Raw genomic sequence first — 21,036 nt, forward strand, 5'->3', positions numbered from 1 at the left:
ATTTATGGGGTTGGGGTGCGATGGTTTCTCCAATGGCACAGCGAGAGGACCGGGCCGAGGGGTTCGTCGAGGTGCGGATTCCCGCGGCACTCGCCGACCGCATCGACAACGTCTACGCGGAGTGTCGGGGATACGACTCCTCGTCGATGCAGGAGAGCCTGAGCGTGCTCTGCGACATCGCGGCCGGTCGTCTCGACGTCCCGGGAGAGACCGCACTCGACCGCGTCGACCGTCCCAGCGTACCCGACGAGGACGATGCGGTGGATCCGACGACGGAACTGGCGTCCCCGACGGGCGTCGTGGCCGAGTTGCGCGACGAACGCCGCGCGAACATCGACGCGGCGTTCCCGACGCGCTGGAGTGCGGATTCGACGGTCGCAGGGCGCCTGACCGCGGTCGTCGACCGGTACGTTCGGAACCCGGAGGGGATGCCGGACGCGGACGCTCGCGAAGCCGATGCGCTACACGTCGTCGGGGAGCGCGAGGGACTGGCTCCCGACGAGCTCCGCGAGCAACTCGTCACGGCCCTCTACGGGAACACTGGCCTCCCGGACGACCTCGCTGGCGAGTTCTTCAGCGAGGCGCTCGCGACCGTCGAGGAGGCGGCGTCCGCGGGCGACGAGAGCGACCACGACGCGTCGTCGACCGTCGAGACGGACCTCGACGGCCCGGATTCCCCGCTGTTCGACGACGACGCGCCGCCCGCGCTCACGGACGGACCGCCGGCGACGCCCGCACAGCCGGCGAGCGACCTCGACCCGGAAGCGGCGTTCGACTCGCCGACGGACGAGGTCACGGTCGATTCGTTGCTCGCCGACGAGGCGGCGCCGACGGCGCGCTGCGAGCGCTGTGAAGCGTACCACGACGTCGACGACCTGGAGACCGTCATCGGGTCGGCGTCGTCGACCATCGAGTTGCTATGCGGGGCGTGTGCGGCTGCCGTAGAGGAGAAGGATTAACCGGTCGGCGGGCGGACGGTATCCGCATGGTTATGGTCGAAGTCGTCGTTCGCACGATCCATCTGGTCGTCGCGGCGATGTGGGTGGGGTCGGTGTCGTTCTTCGCGTTCGGTGTGCTCCCGCTCGCTCGGGAGGGGTCGTTGAACGCAGCGCCACTGGAACGGTTCACGCAGCGGCTCCAGGTCGGGTCGCGGCTCGCATCGGTCCTCCTGCTGCTCTCGGGTGGGTACATGATATCGCTGGCCGAGTACGAGCGGTCGCTGTTGTCGTCGACGAGCGGGCATCTCGTCCTCGGGATGGTGGTGCTGTGGGTGGCGTTGACGGGACTCGTCGAGGTCGGTGCGTCCAGAGTGCTCGAGGGCGCCGAGGATCTGAAGGTTCGGACGCCCGCGAAGCGCGCGACGGCGGTGCTGCGCGCGGCGACGCTCGTCGGCGTTCTGCTGTTGGTCGATGCGGTCCTCATCCGGTTCGCGCCGGCGTTGTTCTGAGCGAGCGTTCGGCGACCGGTTCTTGGGCCGTGTCTTCTTGTGTCGTGATGCCATAGGTCAGAATATGACTGGTGACGAGCGCGACCCGTTCGAGGAGCCCTACGACGGCCCAGTACCGGATGGTGTCGACGAGGCGGCGGTCGACCGGATGCGTCTCGTCGCGAAGGTGATGGACGACGCGGTGCGTCTCCCGGGAACCGACTTCCGCGTGGGCGCGGACCCGGTGCTCGGCGTCCTCCCGGGCGTCGGTGACGTCGTCGCGGCGGGCGTGTCGATGTACATCGTGCTGGAGTCCGCGCGTCTCGGGGTGTCCTACGGGACGCTCGTGGAGATGCTCGCGAACGTCACGATAGACGTCGCGGGTGGCGCGATTCCGTACGTCGGGACGGTCGTGGACGTCGTGTTCAAGTCGAACCGGCGGAACCTCGCACTCGCGCTCGACGACCTCGCGGACGGCGCGTCGGAGACGGTGTTCGCGAGCGTCGAGGACGCGGCGGCGGACGCGCTCGAGGGGGCGGCGGACGCGACCGAGGACGTCGTGGACGCGGCGACGCCCGACGAGTCGCACGCGGACGACGGCGACGGGCCGGTGAAGATACCCATCGAGGTCGAGGACGAGCACGCGGAGTAGTTCCGTCGATTCGGGTGGTGGGGCGTCCGCGCCGTCGCGTCGCCGCGGGGGTCGCTCACCCGCGTCAGTCCGCTATCGCGTGCCGCAGTCGGTCAGCGACGCGCTCGGGGCGGTCGACGTACGCGAGCGTCTGCCGGGAGAACCCGTACGGGGACGCGTCGGTGTCGAGATCGGTGCGGTCGAGCGTGACCGTGGCCGCGTCCGTCCCGGGCGGCGCCCGCCAGAACCCGTCCTCGACGCTGACACCCCGAACCTCGTCGAACGACGCGCGCCACTGGACGGCGTCGAGCCGCCGGTCGTACGCGACGAGTTCGTCGTCGTAGAGGTGGTACTCGGTCGCGCCGAACGCGAGGTCGAAGTGCACGACGCCGGCGAGCCCGAACGTGGTCGCGGTGACGGCGAGGGCGGCGGTGACGGCGACGCCGGCCGCGCCCGCTGGCGAGCGGCCGAGCGCACCAGCCGCGAGGAAGCCGGCCGACGCCAGGACGAGGACGGCGAGGAGTCGAGAGGTGACGTTGAGGACGCCACGGTCCAGTCGGGGAACGACCCCGTCGAGCAGGCCGGCGATCCGGACGGCGCGTCGGTCGACCTGGAACCGCTCGACCGGTCGTCCCGTGGCGTCGGGGAGCCGGAACGGCTCGGTCCGGGTCGTCCTGGCGTCCCGCCGCAGTTCGACCGCGACCCGGCCAGCGACGATCACGACCGCGAGCGCCGCGAACCCCGTCGTGGGGTCGAACCCGGCGTCGGCGTGAACGGCGTCCACGGCGACGACCGGGAGCGCCAACAGGACGGACCCGAGCCACGGCCCGAGTCGGAGGGTCCGGTCCGCCGGAACGCGCGCCACCGAGAGGAACCGACGGAGGACGACGCCGTGCTTCACCGCGACCGCGAGCGCGCCGGCGGCGAGGACGCCGTTCGTCGGCCACGATAGCACCGAGAACGGCGGGTCGACGACCGTCCCGGCGACCGCGACGGCGATGCCGGCAGTCGCCGCGGCGAGGCCGGCCGCGAGCGTCGGCGCGACGTTCCCGGGCGCGACCGACGGCAGCCAGCTCGCCGGGCGAAGCCGACCGAGCTTCGGCGTCAGGAACCGGAACGCGCCCGGGTCACCGTTCCGGTGGACCGCGGGCGGCACCGTCGGCGAGTACGTCTCCCGTGGCGCGGCAACCGCCGTCTCGACACCCATGCGAACGAGGCTGGCCAGCAGGTCGAGCCAGTACGCCGCGAGCACGACGTACAGCGGGAACGGGTGGACGACGACCGCCGCGAGCGCGACGACGTCGACGCCGAACGCGGGAACGCGCCGAAGCGGGAGTCCCATCGTTCGAACCGACCCGAGCGCGAAGGAAGAAATTTCGCATCGAGCGACGCGGTCGCGGCGTGCAGACCGACCGCGAGAATGCTGCAGCGTCCGGACCGACCGCGTGAACGCTTTTGTCCCGGCCGGGAGTACCGGCGCGGTATGCCTTCGAGGAACTTCCTGTTCTGCTCGCTCGATGCCGCGCTCTGTGGCGACCTCGCGTGGCAGGTCGGTCGGGAGGGACACGACGTGAAGTACTACGTCGAGCACGACGTGGACCGCGACATCGCGGACGGGTTCGTGGAGAAGGTCGACGACTGGCGCGCCGAGGTGGACTGGGCGGACGTCGTCGTGTTCGACGACATCTGGGTCGGCGACGAGGTCGGCACTGGCGCGCTCGCCGAGAAGCTGCGCGCCGACGGTCACGCCGTCGTCGGCGGAACGCCCGCGACCGACCGCCTCGAGGAGGACCGCGGGTACGCGATGTCGGTCCTCGAGGAAGCCGGTATCGAGACGGTCGAGCACCGCGAGTTCACGAACTTCGACGACGCCATCGAGCACGTCCGGTCGAACCCGGCGCCGTACGTCGTCAAGCCCCTCGGCGAGGTCCAGAACGTCAAGCGACTCGTGTACGTCGGCCGGGAGCGAGACGGGAGCGACGTCGTCGACGTCCTCGAAGCGTACGAGTCCGCGTGGGGCCACCGCATGAAGGGCTTCCAGCTGCAACGCCGCATCGACGGCGTCGAGGTCGCCGTCTGCGGGTTCTTCGACGGCAGCGAGTTCGTCGACCCGATCAACTTCAACTTCGAGCACAAGAAGCTGTTCCCGGGGAACGTCGGGCCGTCGACGGGCGAGATGGGGACGGCGATGTTCTGGGCGGGCCGGAACCGTCTCTTCGAGGAGACCCTCGGGAAGCTCGAGGACTGGCTCGCAGCGGAGGGGTACGTCGGGAGTATCGACCTGAACTGTATCGCGACCGACGAGGGCGTCTACCCCCTGGAGTTCACGCCGCGGTTCGGGTATCCGACGATCGCGCTCCAGGAGGAGTCCCTGCTCTCGGGGAGTGGCGGGTTCCTCTTCGACCTCGCGCACGGCAGGCGTCCCGAGCCGACGGTCCATCGCGGGTTCCAAGTCGCAGTGCGCGTGGTGCTGCCGCCGTTCCCGTTCGACGACCAGAAGACGTACGACGAGAGTTCGCGGAACGCCGCGCTCGTGTTCGACACCGAGGACGGTCGACCGCCCGAAGGCGTGCACATCGAGGACGCGAAGCGCGTGACGCCGGACGGGAAGCCGACCGCGGACGTCGACGGCGAGTGGCGGGTCGCCGGCGAGACCGGGATGCCGCTCGTCGTCACCGGGATGGGCGAGACGATGGGGGCGGCGCGCGAGCAGTGCTACGGTCGCGTCGAGGACGTCCTCGTCCCGAACCTGTACTATCGCGACGACATCGGCGAACGCTGGATCGACGGCGAGGGCGACCGCCTGCACGCGTGGGGCTACCTCGGGCCGCAGTGACGCTCGCTCACGACCCGGTTGGGTCGGCCGTCAGAATTCGGTTCCTTTGCGGGCGCGGACGCCGTCGTCGAACGGATGTTGCTGTTTGCGGACGTTCGTGACGAGGTCCGCGACGTCGGTGACGTACGTCGGCTCCTCGTGGCCGCCGGTGAGGACGAGTTCGAGCCCGTCCGGCTTCGAGCCGACGAGGGCGGCGACGTCGTCGGGGGCGACGAGGTCGCGGTTCGCGGCGTAGCAGAGCTCGTCCAGGACGAGCATGTGGACGCCGTCGTCGGCGGGCGCGTCGAGGTCGAAGGGCGTGGTGAGGTCGGCGTCGTGGGCGGCGTCGAGGAGCTCGTGGACGCGCTCGAGGCCGGCTTGCGCGCGGGCTTCGTGGTCGACGTCTTCGGTACCGTCGTTCATCGCGTGCCAGCCGTAGTGCCCGGAGTGCTCGTACGTGAAGCCGGGCATGGCGTGGATGGCGTTGTACTCGCCGCGGACGTCCTCGACGCTCGCGGCGCCGCCTTTCATGAACTGGCAGAGGTGCACGCGGTAGCCGTGGCCGGCGGCGCGAAAGCCCATGCCGAGCGCGGCGGTGGTCTTTCCCTTCCCGTCACCCCACCAGACCTGCGTGCGGCCGAAGGCCTCGGGCGCGGCGGGCTCGATGGGGGCGGGCGTGATGGGGGCGTCGTCGTCCCGGGTGGAGGCGTCGTCGTCGCTCATGACTCGACCGACGGCCGCGGGTCGCTTCAGTCCACGGGGTTCGCTCCGGCGCGCGGTCCGCCCGACCGCCAGTCAGTGCTCGCGTACGATCGCTCAGGGCTCGCGTGCGGCGTCGACGATAGCGATGGCGGCGTCGAGTTCGTCCTCGACGACGCCGTGCCCGATGCCGTCGTAGATGCGTTCGTCGACCTCGGCGCCGAGCGCGCGGAGGACCTCGGTGGTCTCGTGGACGCGCTCGCGGTCGATGTGCGGGTCGTTCGCGTCGCACCCGAGGAACGCGGGCGTCGCCGCGAGCGGGTCGTCGCCGCCGGTCGCGTACTGGTCGACGTCGACGTCGGGACCGATGAGGCCGCCGCTGAAGACGACGAGGCCGCCGTAGCGGGCGGCGTTGCTCGCGACGTACTCGCTCGCGAGGCACGCGCCCTGCGAGAACCCGAGGACGACGACGTGCTCGCGGCCGACCGCGTCGACGGCGTCTCCGACGACGGCGTCGAGCTTCGCGAGCGCGGAGTCGAGCCCCGGCTGGTTCGAGTCGCGCGGCGCCGTGAACGGGTTCGGGTACCACGTCCGACCCGCGGCCTGTGGCGCGAGGGACGCGACGTCGTCGAACCCGAGCTGCCCGGTGAGCTGGAGCATCGACTGCGCGGTCGCGCCCCGCCCGTGCGCGCAGACGACGGCCGCGGTCGCGTCCGCGAGGTCCGCGCCCGCGGTCGCGACCGGCTGGTCGCCGTGCGGATCGTCGCCACTGTGGGGATTCAGACCGCTCATCGCGCTCGCTCCCCGGTCCTGAACTGCGTCCGTGTCATACCCCGAGGTACGTGTGCGAGCGGTTTAGCCGGTTGGCTCCCGGCCAGGGACGACCGCCTCGTTGGCCGACGCGGTCAGGCGGCGGCGGGTTCGTCGACGAACTCGAGGACGGCGTCGGCGGACTGGAACCCATCGGCGACCCGGCGGACGGGCTCGCCGTCCTCGTAGTACACGAGCAACGGGACGCTCGTGACGTTCAGGCGCTCGACGAGCGGCGGGTCGTCGCGCGGGTTGACGAGCGCCACCGCGACGTCGGTCGCACGGGCGACGTTCCCGAGCACCGGCTCCATGGACGCGCAGATACCGCAGCCGTCCGTGTAGGCTTCCAGCAGCACGCGGTCGTGCTCGGCGAGGAACGCGTCGAGTTCGGCTTCGTCGGCGAGATACGTGGGCTTCTGCGTGTCACTCATCGGAACTTGATACGTGGTGAGAGCGTTTCAATCCACGGCCCGGAGGCGAGGAGCGCGTCAGTCCGCGGCCTGGCCCTGCCGGGCGTTCTGGGCGGTGCGGAGGAGTTCGCGGTAGCGGTCGCGGATGGTGACCTCGCTGACGTCGGCGGCGTCGCCGACCTCGCGCTGCGTGAGGTCGGCGTCCTCCAGGAGGCCGGCGGCGTAGATGGCGGCGGCAGCGATACCGACCGGGGACTTCCCGGAGTGCACGGCCTCGCGTTTCGCGGTCTCGACGAGCTCGCGGGCGCGACGTTCGACGGCGTCGGGCGCGTCGAGGTCGCTCGCGAACCGCGGCAGGTAACTCGCGGGGTCCGCGGGCTGGACCTCCAGCGAGAGTTCGCGGACGATGTAGCGGTACGTACGCGTGAACTCCTGTTCGTCGACGCGCGAGACGCGCGTCATCTCGTCGACGGTGCGGGGCGACCCGGCCTGGCGGGCGGCGGCGTGCAGGCTCGCGGTGGCGACGCCCTCGATGCTACGGCCGGGCAGGAGGCCGTCCTCGAGCGCGCGCCGGTAGACGACGCTCGCGGTCTCGCGGACGTTCTTCGGGAGGCCGAGCGCCGACGCCATCCGGTCGATCTCGCCGAGGGCCTGCTTGAGGTTGCGTTCCTGGCTGTCGCGGGTGCGGAAGCGCTCGTCCCACGTCCGCAGGCGCTGCATCTGCTTTCGCTTCTGCGCGGAGAGACTGTTGCCGTACGCGTCCTTGTTCTGCCAGCCGATGGTCGTCGACAGGCCGTCGTCGTGCATCATCTTCGTCGTCGGCGCGCCGACGCGGGACTTCTGGTCCTTCTCGCTGGCGTCGAACGCGCGCCACTCGGGGCCGCGGTCGACCTCGTCCTCGCTGACGACGAGCCCGCAGTCCTCGCAGACGGTCTCCCCGCGTTCCTCGTCGACCGCGAGGTGCCCGCTGCACTCGGGGCACGTCGTCACGCTCTCGTCGTGCTCGTGCTCGCGTTCGTCGGCTTCGTCGGCCTCGTTGTCCCGGGCGCGTGTGCCGGGTCGCGTCCGCGTCGGGCTCTCGTCCGCTCGCGAGCGTCGAGTGCTGAAGCGTTGGGTCGTCATACACACTCGTTTCTCGGACAGCCCCGAATAGGTTCGTTCGGCATACGCCAAACGAACTCGTCGGGGGAGTGAGAGACTTACCGCTCAAGTCACGCGATTATACGCCCTTAAATAACCACCGGCGAAACAGTTAGGTTGGCATATGCCAAACTGCCGGGCGTGAGAGAGTACGTCTTCACGATCGAGTACGACCGCGGCGTCGACCCCATCGCGGACGTCTTCATCGACCACCCCGAGGCCATCGCGCGCTCGGTCGCCTGCAACGTCGTCGGCGAGGACATGTGGCGCATCGACCGCTTTTCCGGTCCCGAGCACGCCATCGACGCCCTCGAGGAGCTCGTCCTCGACGCGAACCGCTGCAACGAGTGCCCCGAAGGCGCCTGCGACTCCTACCGCGAACACGAACTCCTCGAGACCAGTCCGACGACCGCCACGGTCTACACGTACCGCCAGGGAATCGACGCCTGCCCCGCGCTCCCCTACCCCGCGAGCGAACACCTCGGCCCCGGCCTCGTCTTCGAGACGCGCCGTCGCGGGAACGAGTACGTCTGGCGCATCCTCACGCGCGACGGCACCGGCGCTGGCGAACTGTTCGACCACGTCCGCGAGTCGTTCCCCGACACCATCGGCATCTCCCTCAGTCAGACCGGCGACCCCACCCACTGGGGCGACGGCGACGACGACCGCGACGAACTCCCCTACGAGCAACGCGCCGCCCTCGAAGCCGCGGTCGACGCCGGCTACTACCAGACCCCCCGCGAGTGCACGCTCGCCGAGGTCGCCGAGGACGCCGGCATCCCACGTTCGACGCTCCAGTACCGCCTCCAGAACGCCGAAACCTGGCTCGCCACCGAGTTCACCGAAGGCTGCCTCGACGTCGACGACGAGGTTCCGGAACGCGCACCCTGAGGACCCCAGGGAGAGAGCGCGCTCCTTAACACCACCCCGACCCAAGCACCTCCACGAATGGACGGCGAAGTCGCTCCCGAGGACGTCGAAGAACTCACCGCCGACGACGACGTCGACCTCTGCATCGTCGACATCAGGAACCCGTCGAGCTACGCCCGCGGGCACATCCCGGGGTCGCGGAACGTTCCACTTCCGGAGCTCACGAACGCCGTCGAGGCACTCCCCGACGCCGACCGCGTCGTCACCGTCTGCCCGCACGGCAAGTCGAGCGTGCAGGCCGCACGCCTCATCGCGTCCTACGAGGGCGTCGACGCCCCCGTCGAGAGCATGGCCGGCGGCCTCACCGCGTACGACGGCGAGTTCGCCACCGGCACCACCGACGGCAACGGCAGATCCGCCGACGCCGGCGGTGAATCCACCGACGGCCCCAGCGCTCCCTTCTGACGCTGTCGCTCGCGTTCACGCCAGCACTCGACGACCACGCACCGAACGCGACCGGCGACGCACCGAACGCGACCGACGACGCCGTCGCTCGCGAGTGGTGAACGAACCGAGGAGAGGGAGGTCAGGCGACGTTGAACCCGCGGTCGCGGAGGAAGTCCTCGATGCGGCCCGAGTGGTTCCCCTGGAGTTCGATGTGGCCGTCCTCGACGGTCCCGCCACAGGCGAACTTGGACTTCAGGTCCGACGAGAGGGAGTCGATGTCGACGTCCTTCGATTCGAACCCTTCGATGACCGTTACCTCTTTCCCGTATCTGCGCTCGTCAATGCGGATGGTTATCTCCGTATCTCCCTTGGCCACGTCCTCGCAGACGCAGAGTTCCTCGGGGAGCCCGCACGTCGAGCAGACTTCCGACATTACGATTCGAAGTTACGGCGTCGCCATATTAAACACTATCGGGACTCCCGGACCCGAATAAAACTCGAACCCGGTCGTGTCGGCGCGTTTCCCGGGGGTTCGCCGGCATAAAGCACCACTGGTCACGGCGACGGCGCGAACGACCGCGTTCGGGCGCTAGCGGAGTCGCCGGAGCAGTGGCGTGTGCGCTCGCACGGTGTCGTCGACGAGCGCGACGACCTCGTCCGCCTCCGCCTCGTTGACGCCGTTCCCGTACACCGCGTGCTCGTAGAGCTCGCCGACGCGAGTCACCTCGTCGTCGAGACCGGCGCGCGTCAACGCCTCGATGTACGCCGGCGGGGACTCGTCGACGTGCCGCGGCCGGTAATGACGCTCCAGCAGGAGCTCCAGGCGTTCGACGGCGCGCCTGACGTCGGTCTCCGGGTCGACGCGCCCGCCGTGCCAGTGGATCTTCGCCGTGCGGAGCGCGCGGTCGGTCGCCCCCGAGCGGTGCGCGCCCGCGGCGAGCCCGATGAGCGCGACGAACGCGACGAACAGCGTCTCCGGTGGGATCGGCCCGCCACCGCTACCTTCGTCGCCACCGTCGCTGCCGTTCGTCGTCGCCCCGCCCGTCTCCAGCGTGAAGTTCCCGCCACCAGCGGCCGTCGTCCCACCGAGGTTCGGGTTCCGGAACGTCTGCTCCGAGCGGTTCACGTCCGTCGCGTTCGGCGACGGCGTCGTCGACGGCGTCGTCGTCGTCAACGGCGCCTGCTCGCTGTCGCCGACGTCGACGTTCTCGTCACCGTCCTCGCGAGCATCCTCGATGCGTTCGACCTCCGCTTCCTGCCGCGGGCCGGCCGGCGTCGGATCGAACTTCACCCAGCCGACGTCCTCGAAGTACACCTCGACCCACGCGTGCGAGTCCGACCCGCGGACGAGCCACTCGTTGTCGTCGACCTGCTGGCCGGGCGTGTACCCGACCGCGAACCGCGCCGGGATACCCTGACTCCGGAGCATCATGACCATCGTCGTCGCGTAGTACGTACAGTACCCCTGCTCCATCTCCAGGAGGAACTTCTCGGCGATGTTCCCGCTCGGGCGGTCCGTGTCCAGCGAGTACTCGCGGTTCCCCTCCAGCCAGTCCTCGATGGCGACCGCGGTCTCGTAGGGGTTCTGGGCGTCCGCCTGGGACACGATGCGCTCGGTCCGCTCCGTGAACGTCTCGGAGAGCCCCTGGGCTTCCGTGTAGCGGTTCTCGACGCGCGAGGGGTACTCGGTCCCGGTCGCGCGCAGCGTCTCCTCGTCCGCGGTCGGCACCGCGCTGACGACGCTGTACCGGTCGCCCTCGCGGAACCGGACGTCGGACTGGATGCCGCCGTTGAGCGTGACCTTCGTGAACTCGCGGACGTCCCCGCGGACCTCCACGGGCTGGTTCGCCGCCGGCATCACCTTCGCCGGCGCGAGCACCTCGAACGTCTGACTCACCCGCGTCGTCTCACCGGGTGGTTCGTCGAGCAAGCTCGGCGAGTAGTCCCGTGACTCGCCGCTCCGCAACCACGTCTGGCCCGTGAAGCGGTCGTACGTCGCCACCCGCCAGTACTGGCCCTGGTCGGCCTCGACCTTGAACCGGACCTCCGGCGACAGCCGGATGGACCCGACGATCGGCGCGCGCCCGGTCTCCGCGGTCAGACTCCCCTCGACGGTCGCCGCGCCCTCCCCGCCCGCGCGCGGCAACAGCAGCGGGCTCCCGGGGAGGACGGGCACCGAAGAGATGACGAGCATCGCCGCGAACAGCAGCACGAGCACGTCCACCTGCTTGAGCGTCCCACCGCGCTTCTCGAGTTCGCCGAACCCGACCGCCGCGATGCCCGCGACCGCACCGAACAACAGCGGGACGCGACCCAGCAGGACCGGTGCGTCGCCGGTCATGATGAGGACGGCGAGCGCGAGGCCGGCGACGCCGACCGCGGCGACGTACCGCCGCCGGAGCGCGAGGTACGTCGTGATGAACACCGGCGCGGGCGCGAACCCGAGGATCCACACGGTCGGTTCGACGAGCTTCAGGACGCGCCACCCCGTGAGGAGCGCGAACGCGTCGGTGAGTATCTGGCCGCCACGGGTCGTCAGCGACACCACGCCGAGCGGCGTCGCGAGCAGGTACGCGAGTCCGCCCGCGAACACGAGCACGACGGTGAGGATGGCGGCGACGCGCTCGCCGACCGTTCGCGAGAGCGCGTACCCGCCAGCGAACGCACCGAGGACGACCGCCGCCAGCTCCGGCGTCCCACCGACCGACGGCACCGACGTCAACTCGAAGAGGACCGCGAGGTACGTCGCCGTGATACCGGTGACGCCCGCGAGCGCGAGCACGCGGAAGCGACTCGAGTCGCTCTCCGCGTCGGACGCGAACCGCGCCCCGAGCCGGTCGACGGTACTCATACGGACACCTCCCGGTGACCGGAGCAGTCAGGGGTACGCGTGCCCGCACCTCCTCGCGAACCGGAGCAGTCGGGAGTACGCGTGCCCGCACCTCCTCGCGAACCTGAGTAGTCGGGAGTACTCATGCTCGCACCTCCTCGCGAGCCGGTGCGTCGCGGACGAACGACGAGAACGGGACCTCGCGGTCCGCCATCTCGACGCGAACGCCCGTGGACTCGCTGCCCGTGACGACGACGTTCGCGCGCGCCCGATGCTCGTCGGGGACCTTCCCCGGCCCGACGGTCGCGAGCAACGACAGGAGCGCCTCCCGCTGGTCCGCGCCCGCGTCGGCCTCCAGTTCGCCGTTCGGCGCCGACAGGCCGACGCGGATGCCCGAATCGAGGAGGTAGAGCGCGATGCTCGCGGTCGCCTCCGCGACGTGGTCGTCCCAGCCGTCCGCGCTCTCGCACGCGATGTGGACGTCGCCGACGTCCTCCTCGCTCACGAACTGCTTCACGACGAGGTCGTTCGCCGCGCGCTTCGCACTGGACTTCCAGTGCACGTCACGCAGCGAATCCCCGCGGTCGTACTCGCGGAGACTGTCGAACTCCTCGCGGTTGTGCTCGAACCCGCCCTCCGGCAGGAGGTTGAGTTCGTGCCGCGTCGACCCCGTCAGCGCGTACACGCGCGGATACACGAGCACGCTGTCGCGATGCCCGTACCGGTGCTCGGCCTCCGCGAGCCCCAGGACGTCGACGATACGGACCGAGAGCGGCCCGAGGTCGTGCTCGCCGCGGTCGCGGTACGTCACGTCGTACGCGAGGGAACGCGTCCCGAGCGTCGCCTCGAAGTACGCACCGTCGAGTTCGAGGCCGGCGTCCGCGTCGTCCTCGACGGTCGCCGCGACCGGCGACCCGACGTCGAACGACAACGTCACCTGCTTCGTCTCGTCGATGAACCCCGGGTCGGGAACGCGGCGCGTCACCTCGGGCCGGCCCGCACGCCGCACCTGGACGGCCGCACCGACGACCGCCACCAGGACCGGGATGACGATGACGCCGAGCGCTTGCGCGCCGAACACGAACGACGCGAGCACGCCGAGAACGACCACGCCGAGCGCCGCCTTCCCGCGTCGAGTCAACCGCATCTTACTCGACCGGCACCGTCTCGATGGCGTCCGCCACCACCTGCTCGCCCTGGTCCTGCGGGCCACTCGCGGACAGGCGGATGCGGTGACTGAGCACGCGCGGCGCCTCCGTCTGCACGTCCTCGGGCGTCACGTACCCGCGACCACGGACGACCGCTCGCGCCTGCGCCGCCCGCATCAACGCGATGGTGCCACGCGGTGACACGCCGAGTTTCGCGTTCTCGCGCGTGTACGCCGCGAGTCGCGTCCCGTACTCGCGGACCGCTTCCTTCACCGTGACGTTCGCGACGGTCTCGCGCGCCCGCCGGATGGTCTCGGTATCAGTGACCGACGTCAACGACTCGATGGGGTGATGGCCGACGGCGCGCGCGACGACCTCCGACTCCTCGGCCGCGTCCGGATACCCGAGGTGCAACTTCTTCATGAAGCGGTCGACCTCCGCGAGCGGCAACTCGTAGGTGCGATTGGGTTCCACGGAGTTCTGGGTCGCGATGACCGTGAACGGCTGCGGGAGCATCCGCGTCGTCCCGTCGACCGTCACCTGCTGTTCCTCCATCGCCTCCAGGAGCGCGCTCTGGGTCTTCGGCGGCGCGCGATTGATCTCGTCGCCGAGGACGACGTTCGCGAACACCGGCCCCTTCTGGAACTCGAACTCGCGGGTCTTCTGGTTGAAGACGTTCACGCCCGTGATGTCCGACGGCAGGAGGTCCGGCGTGAACTGGACGCGTTTGAACGAGCACTCGATGGACGCCGCGAGCGCCCTCGCGAGCATCGTCTTCCCGACGCCCGGGACGTCCTCGAGGAGGACGTGCCCGCGACCGAGCATCGCCGTGACGACGTGCTCGATCTCGTCGTGATGCCCGACGATGACGTCCTCGACGTTCGAGATGACGTCCCGACTGACCTGCGCGGCTTCCTCGATCGGGAGCGATTCCGGGGCTGTTTCTGGGCGACTCGACTGTGGCGTCGCATCTGGAGTGTTAGCGTCCGTCATGAATTATCGTCTGACAGCACCGGTGTGAGAACCGGCAACCGACCTGGAGGGCGGTCAATCCCGTCGCAGTGCGTCCGACCCTCGCGACAGTTGGGCGTCGCCGACGCTACCGACGGTCGAATCCGCGCGCCCCGTGCCCGAGCGTGACACACCACGTACTGCCAGTGTGTAGCGGTCGCTGCCATGTAACGTTGCCGGGGACACAAAATTTCGTTTGTCCGAAGCTATCCTGCGATTAGAGGCGCGTGAGGTTCTCGGCGCGCGGGCCCTTGTCGGCCTGCACGATGTCGAACTCTACCTCCTGTCCCTCTTCGAGGTCGGGGCCGCCGATGTCCTCCATGTGGAAGAAGACGTCCTCGTCCGCGTCCTCGGTGTCGATGAAGCCGTAACCGCCCGTGTCGTTGAAGAAGTCGACCGTACCTGTTGGCATACGCTTCCATGAAGGACGTTGGCAAGCATAAAGGTTGTCACGAGGGAGATTCCGCGGTTTCCGCGGTCGAAGCGACCGTTCTACCAGGGTTTGCACGCTTCGCAGACGTCGTCGCCGTCGGCGAGCCACAGCCGCTCGACGACCTCGCCGCACGACGCACACGCCGCACCGTCCGGTTCGAACCGCGACGTCGACGCCGCCGGTGACGCCGACGCCACGCGCTCGTCGACGGTCGACTCGGTTCCATCACCCGACTCGGTTCCGTCACTCGACGCGTCAGCGTCGGCAGTCCGTTCGTCGACGGCGTCGTCGTCGGCAGCGTCGGCGTCGGTCGCGTCCGCCGCATCGCGGTCGACGAACTCGTCGATAGAAGCGTCCTCGGTCATATCACGTTCCAGGAGCGGCCGGGTCTTGAGCGCAACGGACAAGTACCCGCGCTCGAAGCATCGAGTATGAGCAACGGAACGTTCTGGCTCGTGTCCGAACTGCAGACCGCCGTGGAGTCGTTCGGGACCGCCGCGAGCGTCGACCCGATATCGGCCGCACTCGTCGCGATCGGTGGCCTCATCACCGCAGGGGCATCCCTCGCCTTCGGCGCACTCGTCCTCGGCAGCATCCTCGACGCACTCGGCGACAGCTTCTCGCAGTCCCCACCCCCGGGCGCGAACTGACCGCGACGAAGCGCGAAGCCCGGACGACCGACTGCTGACGACCACGTCACCGGCACGGGTCACGCTCTCCTCGCACTCACCGACGACGCCAGCAGCCCCGAGCGCACGCTCACCGACGACGCCAGCAGCCCCGAGCGCACGCTCACCGACGACGCCAGCAGCCGCGCGCGCGCCCGTAATCCCGTCGACGACGGTCACCGCGCGCGGTCGAGCGCTTCGGCGCTCAACTCGATCGCGGCTTCGACGTCCGGGCCGAGTGGCGCCGCGGCGACGATGCCGTCCGCGTGGTCGAGGATGGCGTCGAAGCGGTCGGCGACGGTCGCTGGCGTCCCTGCGATACAGAACGCGTCCAGCATCGCGTCCGTCACGGCCGCTCCCGCATCCCCGAACTCGCCAGCCGAGACCGCGTCGCCGACGGACACCGCACGGTCCTGGTCGATACCGTGACGGTCGAGCACCGGCGGCGGCGCACCACCGACGATGAACGCGACCGGGATTCGAGCCGCCTCGCGTGCCGCCGTCTCGTCCTCGGCAACGCTCACGCTCGCGTACGCCAGGAACGACACGTCACCGTACGCCTCGGGGCGCTCCTCGCGACCCTCCGCGACGCGGTCGGCCGCCCACGCGACGTCCCGCGGATGCGACCCGTTGTAGAGCACGCCGTCGGCGTGCTTCGCCGCCATCCGCGTCATGTGCGGGCCCTGCGCGCCCACGAACACCGGAACCTCGCCCGGCGGCTCGTAGTTCAATCGCGCACCGTCCGCGACGAACGTTCCGTCGTGCTCGACGCGCTCGCCGTCGAACAGGTCCTGGGCGACCTTGAACGACTCCAGGACGCGCCGGAGCGGCCGGTCCTGGTCGACGCCGAGGTTCGCGAGCGTCGACCGGTCGCCCGCGCCGAGTCCGTACATCCCGCGGCCGGCACTCGCCTCCGCGAGCGTCGCCACACGAGACGCCTGCGTCACCGGATGCGTCTCGTAGGGGTTCACGACGCCCGGCCCGAGGCGAACGCGCTCGGTCGCCCCAGCCATCCGGGACAGTGCGACGAACGGGTCGCGGTTGTTGTAGTGACTCGACGCGAACACCGCGTCGAACCCGGACGCTTCCGCCGTCTCCGCGAACCCGACGAGGTCTTCGAGAGGATGCTCGGGCGTCACCTCGACACCGAACCGGACGTCGTCGCTCCCCACGATACCGTCCTCCGCGTCACCGTCACCCGTCATACTCCCACCCCCGCAAGGCCTGCCGGACGAAGTCAGAGTCGACCGACCGATAGAGGTTCTCGCTCCCGTCCAGGTCGCCGAAGTCCCAGTCGCGCACGACCGTCACCGGCGTCCCCGCGTCCGCTTCCCCGCAGACGAGGTTCGCCGCCGCCGCGAGCTCGTCGACGACGCACTGCACCGTCACCTCGAGTTCGTGCCCGTCGCGGTCCGTCTCCCCGCGGTAGTCCCGACTCGCCGGCATCCCCGCGTACCCGAGCGCGACCCCGGTCTGTCCGTGCCGGAACGGCCGTCCGCTCGTATCCGTCACCACCACGGGGTTCTCGTGTTCCAGCCCATCGCGGATGCGAGCCGCACTTTCGTCCGGCCGCTCCGGTAACAGGAGGACGTCGCCAGTGGGGACGTTCGACCGGTCGATGCCCGCGTTCACGCCCACGTGCCCGAACCGCGTCTCCGTCAGGAGGAACGGCGCCTCCATCAGGAGCTCCGTCGACTCCTCGAGCACCGCCTGCGCGAACCGCGGGTCCTTCTCCTCGCCCGTCAGGTCCGCGAGCCGGTCGGCGATCTCGCGAGCACGCGGCCCCGCCGGGTACTCCGCGAGGTCCGCGACGCGTCCCTCGACCTTCGACACGACCGTCGACGCCACCACGACCACGTCGTCCGGCGCCAGGTCGAAGCGCGCGTCGACGAGCGCCGCGAGGTCGTCGCCCTCACGGACCTCCGGGACGTCCGGGACCGACAGCAGTTCCATGCACGAGCGTCCGGGAGCCGCCCTCAAAGGCCAACCGGTACCGGACGAGCTATCCACGGGACGGCCGCATCGTCGTCGTGCCGCGCTCGACGGTCTCATCGTCGTCGTGCCGCGCTCGCCCGTCAGCGCTCGTGGAGCGTCGCGTCCACGCTCCCGTCCGCGACGTCGAGCTCGTAGCACGTCGTGCGCGTCGCCGGCGCCGCCCCGGTCGCACTCCCCGGGTTCAGGAGGCGGATCCCGTCGACGGTCTCGTCGAGGACCTCGTGCGTGTGCCCCGAAAGGACGACGTCCGCGTCGTGCTCGCGGCCGACGTCGACGACGCGCTCACGGTAGGACGCCACTGGACCGGTCCCGTGCGTGACCGCGAACCGGACGCCCTCGCGCTCGAACACCTCGACGTCCGGGAGACCGAGACTCGCAGGGTCCATGTTCCCCGCGACCGCGGTCACGTCCGGCACCAGCTCGCGGACCGCCTGGTACGAGGATTCCGCGTCGAAGTCGCCCGTGTGGACGACGTGGTCGGCGTCACGGACGACGTCCGCGACCCACTCGGGGATGCTGCTCGCGCGAGACGGCACGTGCGTGTCGCCGAAGACGACGAGTCGCATACGCGAGGGTACGGCGAGTCGGAACTAAGTTCCCCGGGGCGGTCGAACGAGCGCGTATGACCGACGAGGAGACCCACGTCGTCACCGCGTTCGTCAGGCACGACGGCCACGTCCTGCTGTGTCGACGCAGCGAGCACGTCGGGACGTACACCGAACGGTGGGGCGGCATCTCGGGGTACGCCGAAGGCGACCCGGACGAACAGGTGCTCGTCGAACTCCACGAGGAGGCCGGGTTCGAGACCGACGCCGTCGATCTGGTGCGTACCGGGTCGACCGTCGACGTTCGCGACGACGACCTCGACACGCACTGGGTCGTGCACCCGTACCTGTTCGACGTCGACGACCGCGACGTCACCGTGAGCGAGGAGCACGACACCTGCGAGTGGGTGCACGCGACCGAGATGCTCCACCGTGACTGCGTGCCCGGCCTGTGGGCGGCGTACGAGCGCGTCGCACCGTCGGTCCGTTCGGTCACGGCCGACGACGAACACGGCGCGGCGGCGCTGTCGGTTCGTGCACTGGAGGTGCTCCGCGACCGTGCGGGCGTCCTGCGTGCCGAAGGCGCGTCGGCGGACGCAGCGACGGACGAGGTCCGCGACCTGGCGCGACGACTGCGGCGAGCGCGCCCGAGCATGGCGGTCCTCGAGAACCGTGTGAACCGCGCGATGGCGACCGCGGACGCGGACGCGGCGAGCCTGGAGACGGCGGCGATGGACGGCATCAACCGCGCGGTCCGCGTGGACGTCGAGGCGGCCGAACGCGCCGCGGCACTCGTCGGTGACCGAACGGTCCTGACGCTCTCGCGCTCGGGAACGGTCGTTCGTGCGCTCCAGGACGCGGCCCCGACCGAAGTGTTCGTCGCGGAGTCCCGGCCGGGGAACGAGGGCGTCGGTGTCGCGGAGCGACTGCTCGCGGACGCACCGACGACCCTGCACACGGACGCCGCCATCGGGCACGTGCTCGCGACCGCGGACGTGGACTGCGTGCTCGTCGGCGCGGACGCGGTGCTCGCGGACGGTCGCGTCGTGAACAAGACCGGGACGCGACTGGCGGCGGTCGCGGCGGCCCACGAGGAGGTGCCGTTCTTCGTGACGTGCGCGACGGACAAGGTCCGCACTGACGACACGGTGAACCTCGAGTCAGGGCGGCGGTCGGCGGTCTACGACGGGTCGGCGCCGCTGGACGTGACGAACCCGACGTTCGACGTGACGCCCGCGCACCTCGTGGACGCGGTCGTCACCGAACGCGGCGAGCTGGACCCGAGCGACGTGCGCGACGTCGCGGACGAACTCGCGGCGCTCGCGGCGTGGGACGGCGACAGCGTGGATGCGGACGACGCCGGCGAGAACGCGGCTGCTGCCAGGGAGGGGGCGGACAACGACGACGCGTCGACGGCGAACCGACGGTAGCGGTCGGTTCGCGGCGGGTTCGTGCGACGGGACGTCGTCGGGTTTCGCGAGGCCGTCGCACGACGCCGGTCAGGGCACGTCGTTCGTCGCCGCGGCATCCGACTTGAACGCACGGGTCGGGCGTTGGGCGACTGCGCGCGTCGGATTGCTGCGGGCGTCGACGGCGAGTCGAAACGCGCAAGACGCCGCCGCGTGAACGTACTGGTGGCGGCAGTGACGAAGCGTTACCCCCACCGAGCCCCGTCTGACGAGGGATTTTCACCCGAGCCGCCATTCCGACCGACCGCGAGCGACGGCGTTCGCGTCGCGTGATTCCGAGTGGTTCGACAGGTGTGACAGTCGCGACCTGCAGGACCGCCGCTGGTTCTTGTAGGGGTGTTCTTCGTGTGGGTATGAACGTACGACGCATGACGGACCTGGACCGTGGCGCTGTCGCGAACCTGCATCGGCGGTCGGCGCGCGAACTCGGCGCCGAAGCGTACGACGAGGAGACGGCGAAGGCGTGGGCGGGCGACCGCTGTCACTGCGACTACGACCTCGCTGACGCGGACTCGGTGTTCGTGGTCGCGGTGACGTCGCCGGACGTGACACGCGGCCCGCGCGTCGAGCGCTCCCCGGGCGGTGGCGAGGGCGACGTCGCCGGGTTCGCGCACCTGGACGTCGACGCGGGCGAGGTCGCGGCGGTGTACGTCAGTCCGACGTACGCCGGCGAAGGCGTCGGCTCCATGCTCCTCTCGCAGCTCGAAGCGCGTGCTCGCGACGACGGGCTCGAATCGCTCTCGGTCGCGTCCTCCCTGAACGCGGTCGGCTTCTACGAGCACCACGACTACGCCGTCACCGGGTCGACGTCGTTCGAAACGACGGGTAACGGCGTGACCGCGACGCTCGACGTCCGCGTGATGGAGAAGTCGCTCGAACCCGAGGTGGCGAGCGTCCAGTCCGCGGAGGCCCGGGCGACGTCCCGGTGAGCGCGACGCCAGCCAGGAGCGGCGGCATCGACCGGACGACCGTCAGAAGAACTTGAAGAGGTCGTCGCGCTTGGCTTCGTGAAGGTGCGTGCGAACGGCGTCGTTCAGCGGCTGAATCTGCCCGCGCTTGGCGGTGATGGGCGCGATCGTGTCCTGCCACTGCTGCCACGGCGGGAACAACCCGAGGCGGTCACAGAGGTCGTTCAGGCGTTCCTCGTCGTCGTCGACCTTGTCCATCTTGTTCACCGCGACCACGGTCGGGACGCCGAGGTCCTCGAGGACGTAGAACATCTCCACGACGTAGGGGATCTCGTCCTCGCCGCTGTGGCGGTCGATGATGTCGACGACGCTCTTCCCGTCGACGACGATGACCGCGACGAGGAAGTTCGCCGCGTTCTCCTCGAGGTACGCGACGATGTCGTCCTTGATCTGCTCGCGGTGGTCCTCGTGGACGCCGGACATGAACCCGAACCCGGGAAGGTCCGTGAGCACGAAGTCGTCACCGGCCCAGTCGTAGTGATTCGGCTCTCGCGTCACCCCCGGCTTCTGGCCGGTATCGAACGTGTGGCCCGTTATCTCCCGCATCAGCGTTGACTTCCCGACGTTCGACCGGCCGACGAGGACGACCTCGTCCGAACGGTCGGGACGCGTCTCGAACATACCACTCGTACCCGACCGACGGGGAAAAGCATGACTCGTTGCGCTCGTCGTCCGACCGAGCGGGTCCGCGCTGGCGACCGAGCGTTCAAGTACGAAGGCG

24 protein-coding genes are annotated in these 21,036 nt (G+C 70.0%); 9 read left to right on the forward strand and 15 right to left on the reverse strand.

Going from position 1 to position 21,036, the window contains the following annotated elements; all coding sequences use genetic code 11:
* Nucleotides 1-32: 32 nt before the first annotated feature.
* The 3 genes from LI336_RS07985 to LI336_RS07995 all read left to right on the forward strand — a co-directional run bounded on the left by LI336_RS07985 (nt 33) and on the right by LI336_RS07995 (nt 2,078).
* Complete coding sequence (locus LI336_RS07985; protein ID WP_227132562.1) at nt 33-959, forward strand: hypothetical protein; 927 nt, start codon at nt 33-35, stop codon at nt 957-959.
* A 26-nt stretch (nt 960-985) separates the two neighbouring features.
* Nucleotides 986-1,447, forward strand: a complete 462-nt coding sequence (locus LI336_RS07990; protein ID WP_227132563.1) for a transporter — start codon at nt 986-988, stop codon at nt 1,445-1,447.
* 64 nt (nt 1,448-1,511) lie between these two features.
* Complete coding sequence (locus LI336_RS07995; RefSeq protein WP_227132564.1) at nt 1,512-2,078, forward strand: DUF4112 domain-containing protein; 567 nt, start codon at nt 1,512-1,514, stop codon at nt 2,076-2,078.
* A 64-nt stretch (nt 2,079-2,142) separates the two neighbouring features.
* Here LI336_RS07995 and LI336_RS08000 read toward each other — a convergent pair whose 3' ends face one another.
* Nucleotides 2,143-3,399 (reverse strand): hypothetical protein, encoded by a 1,257-nt coding sequence (locus LI336_RS08000; RefSeq protein WP_227132565.1) that lies wholly within the window; start codon nt 3,397-3,399, stop codon nt 2,143-2,145.
* 141 nt (nt 3,400-3,540) lie between these two features.
* Between LI336_RS08000 and LI336_RS08005 the strand changes: the two genes are divergently transcribed.
* A complete protein-coding gene (locus LI336_RS08005) occupies nt 3,541-4,893 on the forward strand; it encodes a phosphoribosylamine--glycine ligase (RefSeq protein ID WP_227132566.1) in 1,353 nt (450 codons plus the stop codon).
* 30 nt (nt 4,894-4,923) lie between these two features.
* Here LI336_RS08005 and LI336_RS08010 read toward each other — a convergent pair whose 3' ends face one another.
* The 4 genes from LI336_RS08010 to LI336_RS08025 all read right to left on the reverse strand — a co-directional run bounded on the left by LI336_RS08010 (nt 4,924) and on the right by LI336_RS08025 (nt 7,913).
* Nucleotides 4,924-5,595 (reverse strand): cob(I)yrinic acid a,c-diamide adenosyltransferase, encoded by a 672-nt coding sequence (locus LI336_RS08010; protein ID WP_227132567.1) that lies wholly within the window; start codon nt 5,593-5,595, stop codon nt 4,924-4,926.
* A 93-nt stretch (nt 5,596-5,688) separates the two neighbouring features.
* Nucleotides 5,689-6,363: an alpha/beta hydrolase gene (locus LI336_RS08015; protein WP_227132568.1), complete on the reverse strand. Its 675-nt coding sequence runs from the start codon at nt 6,361-6,363 to the stop codon at nt 5,689-5,691.
* A gap of 113 nt (nt 6,364-6,476) precedes the next feature.
* On the reverse strand, nt 6,477-6,812 hold the full coding sequence (locus tag LI336_RS08020; RefSeq protein WP_227132569.1) for a thioredoxin family protein: 336 nt from the start codon (nt 6,810-6,812) through the stop codon (nt 6,477-6,479).
* A 57-nt stretch (nt 6,813-6,869) separates the two neighbouring features.
* Nucleotides 6,870-7,913, reverse strand: a complete 1,044-nt coding sequence (locus LI336_RS08025) for a transcription initiation factor IIB (RefSeq protein WP_227132571.1) — start codon at nt 7,911-7,913, stop codon at nt 6,870-6,872.
* Nucleotides 7,914-8,072: 159 nt separating this feature from the next.
* Between LI336_RS08025 and LI336_RS08030 the strand changes: the two genes are divergently transcribed.
* Nucleotides 8,073-8,822 carry a helix-turn-helix domain-containing protein gene (locus LI336_RS08030; RefSeq protein WP_227132573.1) on the forward strand — a complete coding sequence of 250 codons (750 nt, stop codon included), beginning with the start codon at nt 8,073-8,075 and terminating at the stop codon, nt 8,820-8,822.
* A gap of 57 nt (nt 8,823-8,879) precedes the next feature.
* Nucleotides 8,880-9,266 (forward strand): rhodanese-like domain-containing protein, encoded by a 387-nt coding sequence (locus LI336_RS08035; RefSeq protein WP_227132574.1) that lies wholly within the window; start codon nt 8,880-8,882, stop codon nt 9,264-9,266.
* Nucleotides 9,267-9,387: 121 nt separating this feature from the next.
* Here the strand turns inward: LI336_RS08035 and yciH are convergent, their stop codons facing one another.
* From yciH to LI336_RS08065, 6 genes are all read right to left on the reverse strand, one after another.
* Complete coding sequence (gene yciH, locus LI336_RS08040; RefSeq protein ID WP_166039521.1) at nt 9,388-9,681, reverse strand: stress response translation initiation inhibitor YciH; 294 nt, start codon at nt 9,679-9,681, stop codon at nt 9,388-9,390.
* A gap of 156 nt (nt 9,682-9,837) precedes the next feature.
* Nucleotides 9,838-12,099 carry a transglutaminase TgpA family protein gene (locus LI336_RS08045; protein WP_227132575.1) on the reverse strand — a complete coding sequence of 754 codons (2,262 nt, stop codon included), beginning with the start codon at nt 12,097-12,099 and terminating at the stop codon, nt 9,838-9,840.
* Between the two features lie 121 nt (nt 12,100-12,220).
* Nucleotides 12,221-13,225 carry a DUF58 domain-containing protein gene (locus LI336_RS08050; RefSeq protein WP_227132576.1) on the reverse strand — a complete coding sequence of 335 codons (1,005 nt, stop codon included), beginning with the start codon at nt 13,223-13,225 and terminating at the stop codon, nt 12,221-12,223.
* Nucleotide 13,226: 1 nt separating this feature from the next.
* Nucleotides 13,227-14,219 carry an AAA family ATPase gene (locus LI336_RS08055; RefSeq protein ID WP_227132577.1) on the reverse strand — a complete coding sequence of 331 codons (993 nt, stop codon included), beginning with the start codon at nt 14,217-14,219 and terminating at the stop codon, nt 13,227-13,229.
* A 235-nt stretch (nt 14,220-14,454) separates the two neighbouring features.
* On the reverse strand, nt 14,455-14,649 hold the full coding sequence (locus tag LI336_RS08060; RefSeq protein ID WP_227132578.1) for a cold-shock protein: 195 nt from the start codon (nt 14,647-14,649) through the stop codon (nt 14,455-14,457).
* Nucleotides 14,650-14,729: 80 nt separating this feature from the next.
* The gene (locus tag LI336_RS08065) at nt 14,730-15,035 is read right to left on the reverse strand and encodes a DUF7573 domain-containing protein (protein ID WP_227132579.1); all 306 of its coding nucleotides are present in this window, start codon (nt 15,033-15,035) and stop codon (nt 14,730-14,732) included.
* Between the two features lie 66 nt (nt 15,036-15,101).
* Between LI336_RS08065 and LI336_RS08070 the strand changes: the two genes are divergently transcribed.
* Complete coding sequence (locus LI336_RS08070) at nt 15,102-15,320, forward strand: DUF8024 family protein (RefSeq protein ID WP_227132580.1); 219 nt, start codon at nt 15,102-15,104, stop codon at nt 15,318-15,320.
* Nucleotides 15,321-15,514: 194 nt separating this feature from the next.
* Here LI336_RS08070 and LI336_RS08075 read toward each other — a convergent pair whose 3' ends face one another.
* The 3 genes from LI336_RS08075 to LI336_RS08085 all read right to left on the reverse strand — a co-directional run bounded on the left by LI336_RS08075 (nt 15,515) and on the right by LI336_RS08085 (nt 17,899).
* Nucleotides 15,515-16,543, reverse strand: a complete 1,029-nt coding sequence (locus LI336_RS08075; RefSeq protein WP_227132581.1) for a 5,10-methylenetetrahydromethanopterin reductase — start codon at nt 16,541-16,543, stop codon at nt 15,515-15,517.
* Nucleotides 16,533-17,291 carry a coenzyme F420-0:L-glutamate ligase gene (locus tag LI336_RS08080; RefSeq protein ID WP_227132582.1) on the reverse strand — a complete coding sequence of 253 codons (759 nt, stop codon included), beginning with the start codon at nt 17,289-17,291 and terminating at the stop codon, nt 16,533-16,535. Before LI336_RS08080 ends, LI336_RS08075 begins: the two co-directional genes overlap by 11 nt.
* A gap of 122 nt (nt 17,292-17,413) precedes the next feature.
* Entirely contained in the window at nt 17,414-17,899 is a 486-nt protein-coding gene (locus LI336_RS08085; protein WP_227132583.1) for a YfcE family phosphodiesterase, read from the reverse strand.
* A gap of 56 nt (nt 17,900-17,955) precedes the next feature.
* On the opposite strand from LI336_RS08085, the gene LI336_RS08090 reads away from it, so the two are divergent.
* Nucleotides 17,956-19,308, forward strand: a complete 1,353-nt coding sequence (locus LI336_RS08090; RefSeq protein WP_227132584.1) for an eIF2B alpha/beta/delta subunit family protein — start codon at nt 17,956-17,958, stop codon at nt 19,306-19,308.
* A gap of 392 nt (nt 19,309-19,700) precedes the next feature.
* Complete coding sequence (locus LI336_RS08095) at nt 19,701-20,276, forward strand: GNAT family N-acetyltransferase (protein ID WP_227132585.1); 576 nt, start codon at nt 19,701-19,703, stop codon at nt 20,274-20,276.
* A gap of 42 nt (nt 20,277-20,318) precedes the next feature.
* On the opposite strand, the gene engB is transcribed toward LI336_RS08095, so the two are convergent.
* Nucleotides 20,319-20,936, reverse strand: coding sequence for a GTP-binding protein EngB (gene engB, locus LI336_RS08100; RefSeq protein ID WP_227132586.1), 618 nt, complete (start codon nt 20,934-20,936; stop codon nt 20,319-20,321).
* Nucleotides 20,937-21,036: the final 100 nt, after the last annotated feature.

The organism is Halorubellus salinus, assembly GCF_020567525.1.
Lineage (GTDB): Archaea > Halobacteriota > Halobacteria > Halobacteriales > Natrialbaceae > Halorubellus > Halorubellus salinus.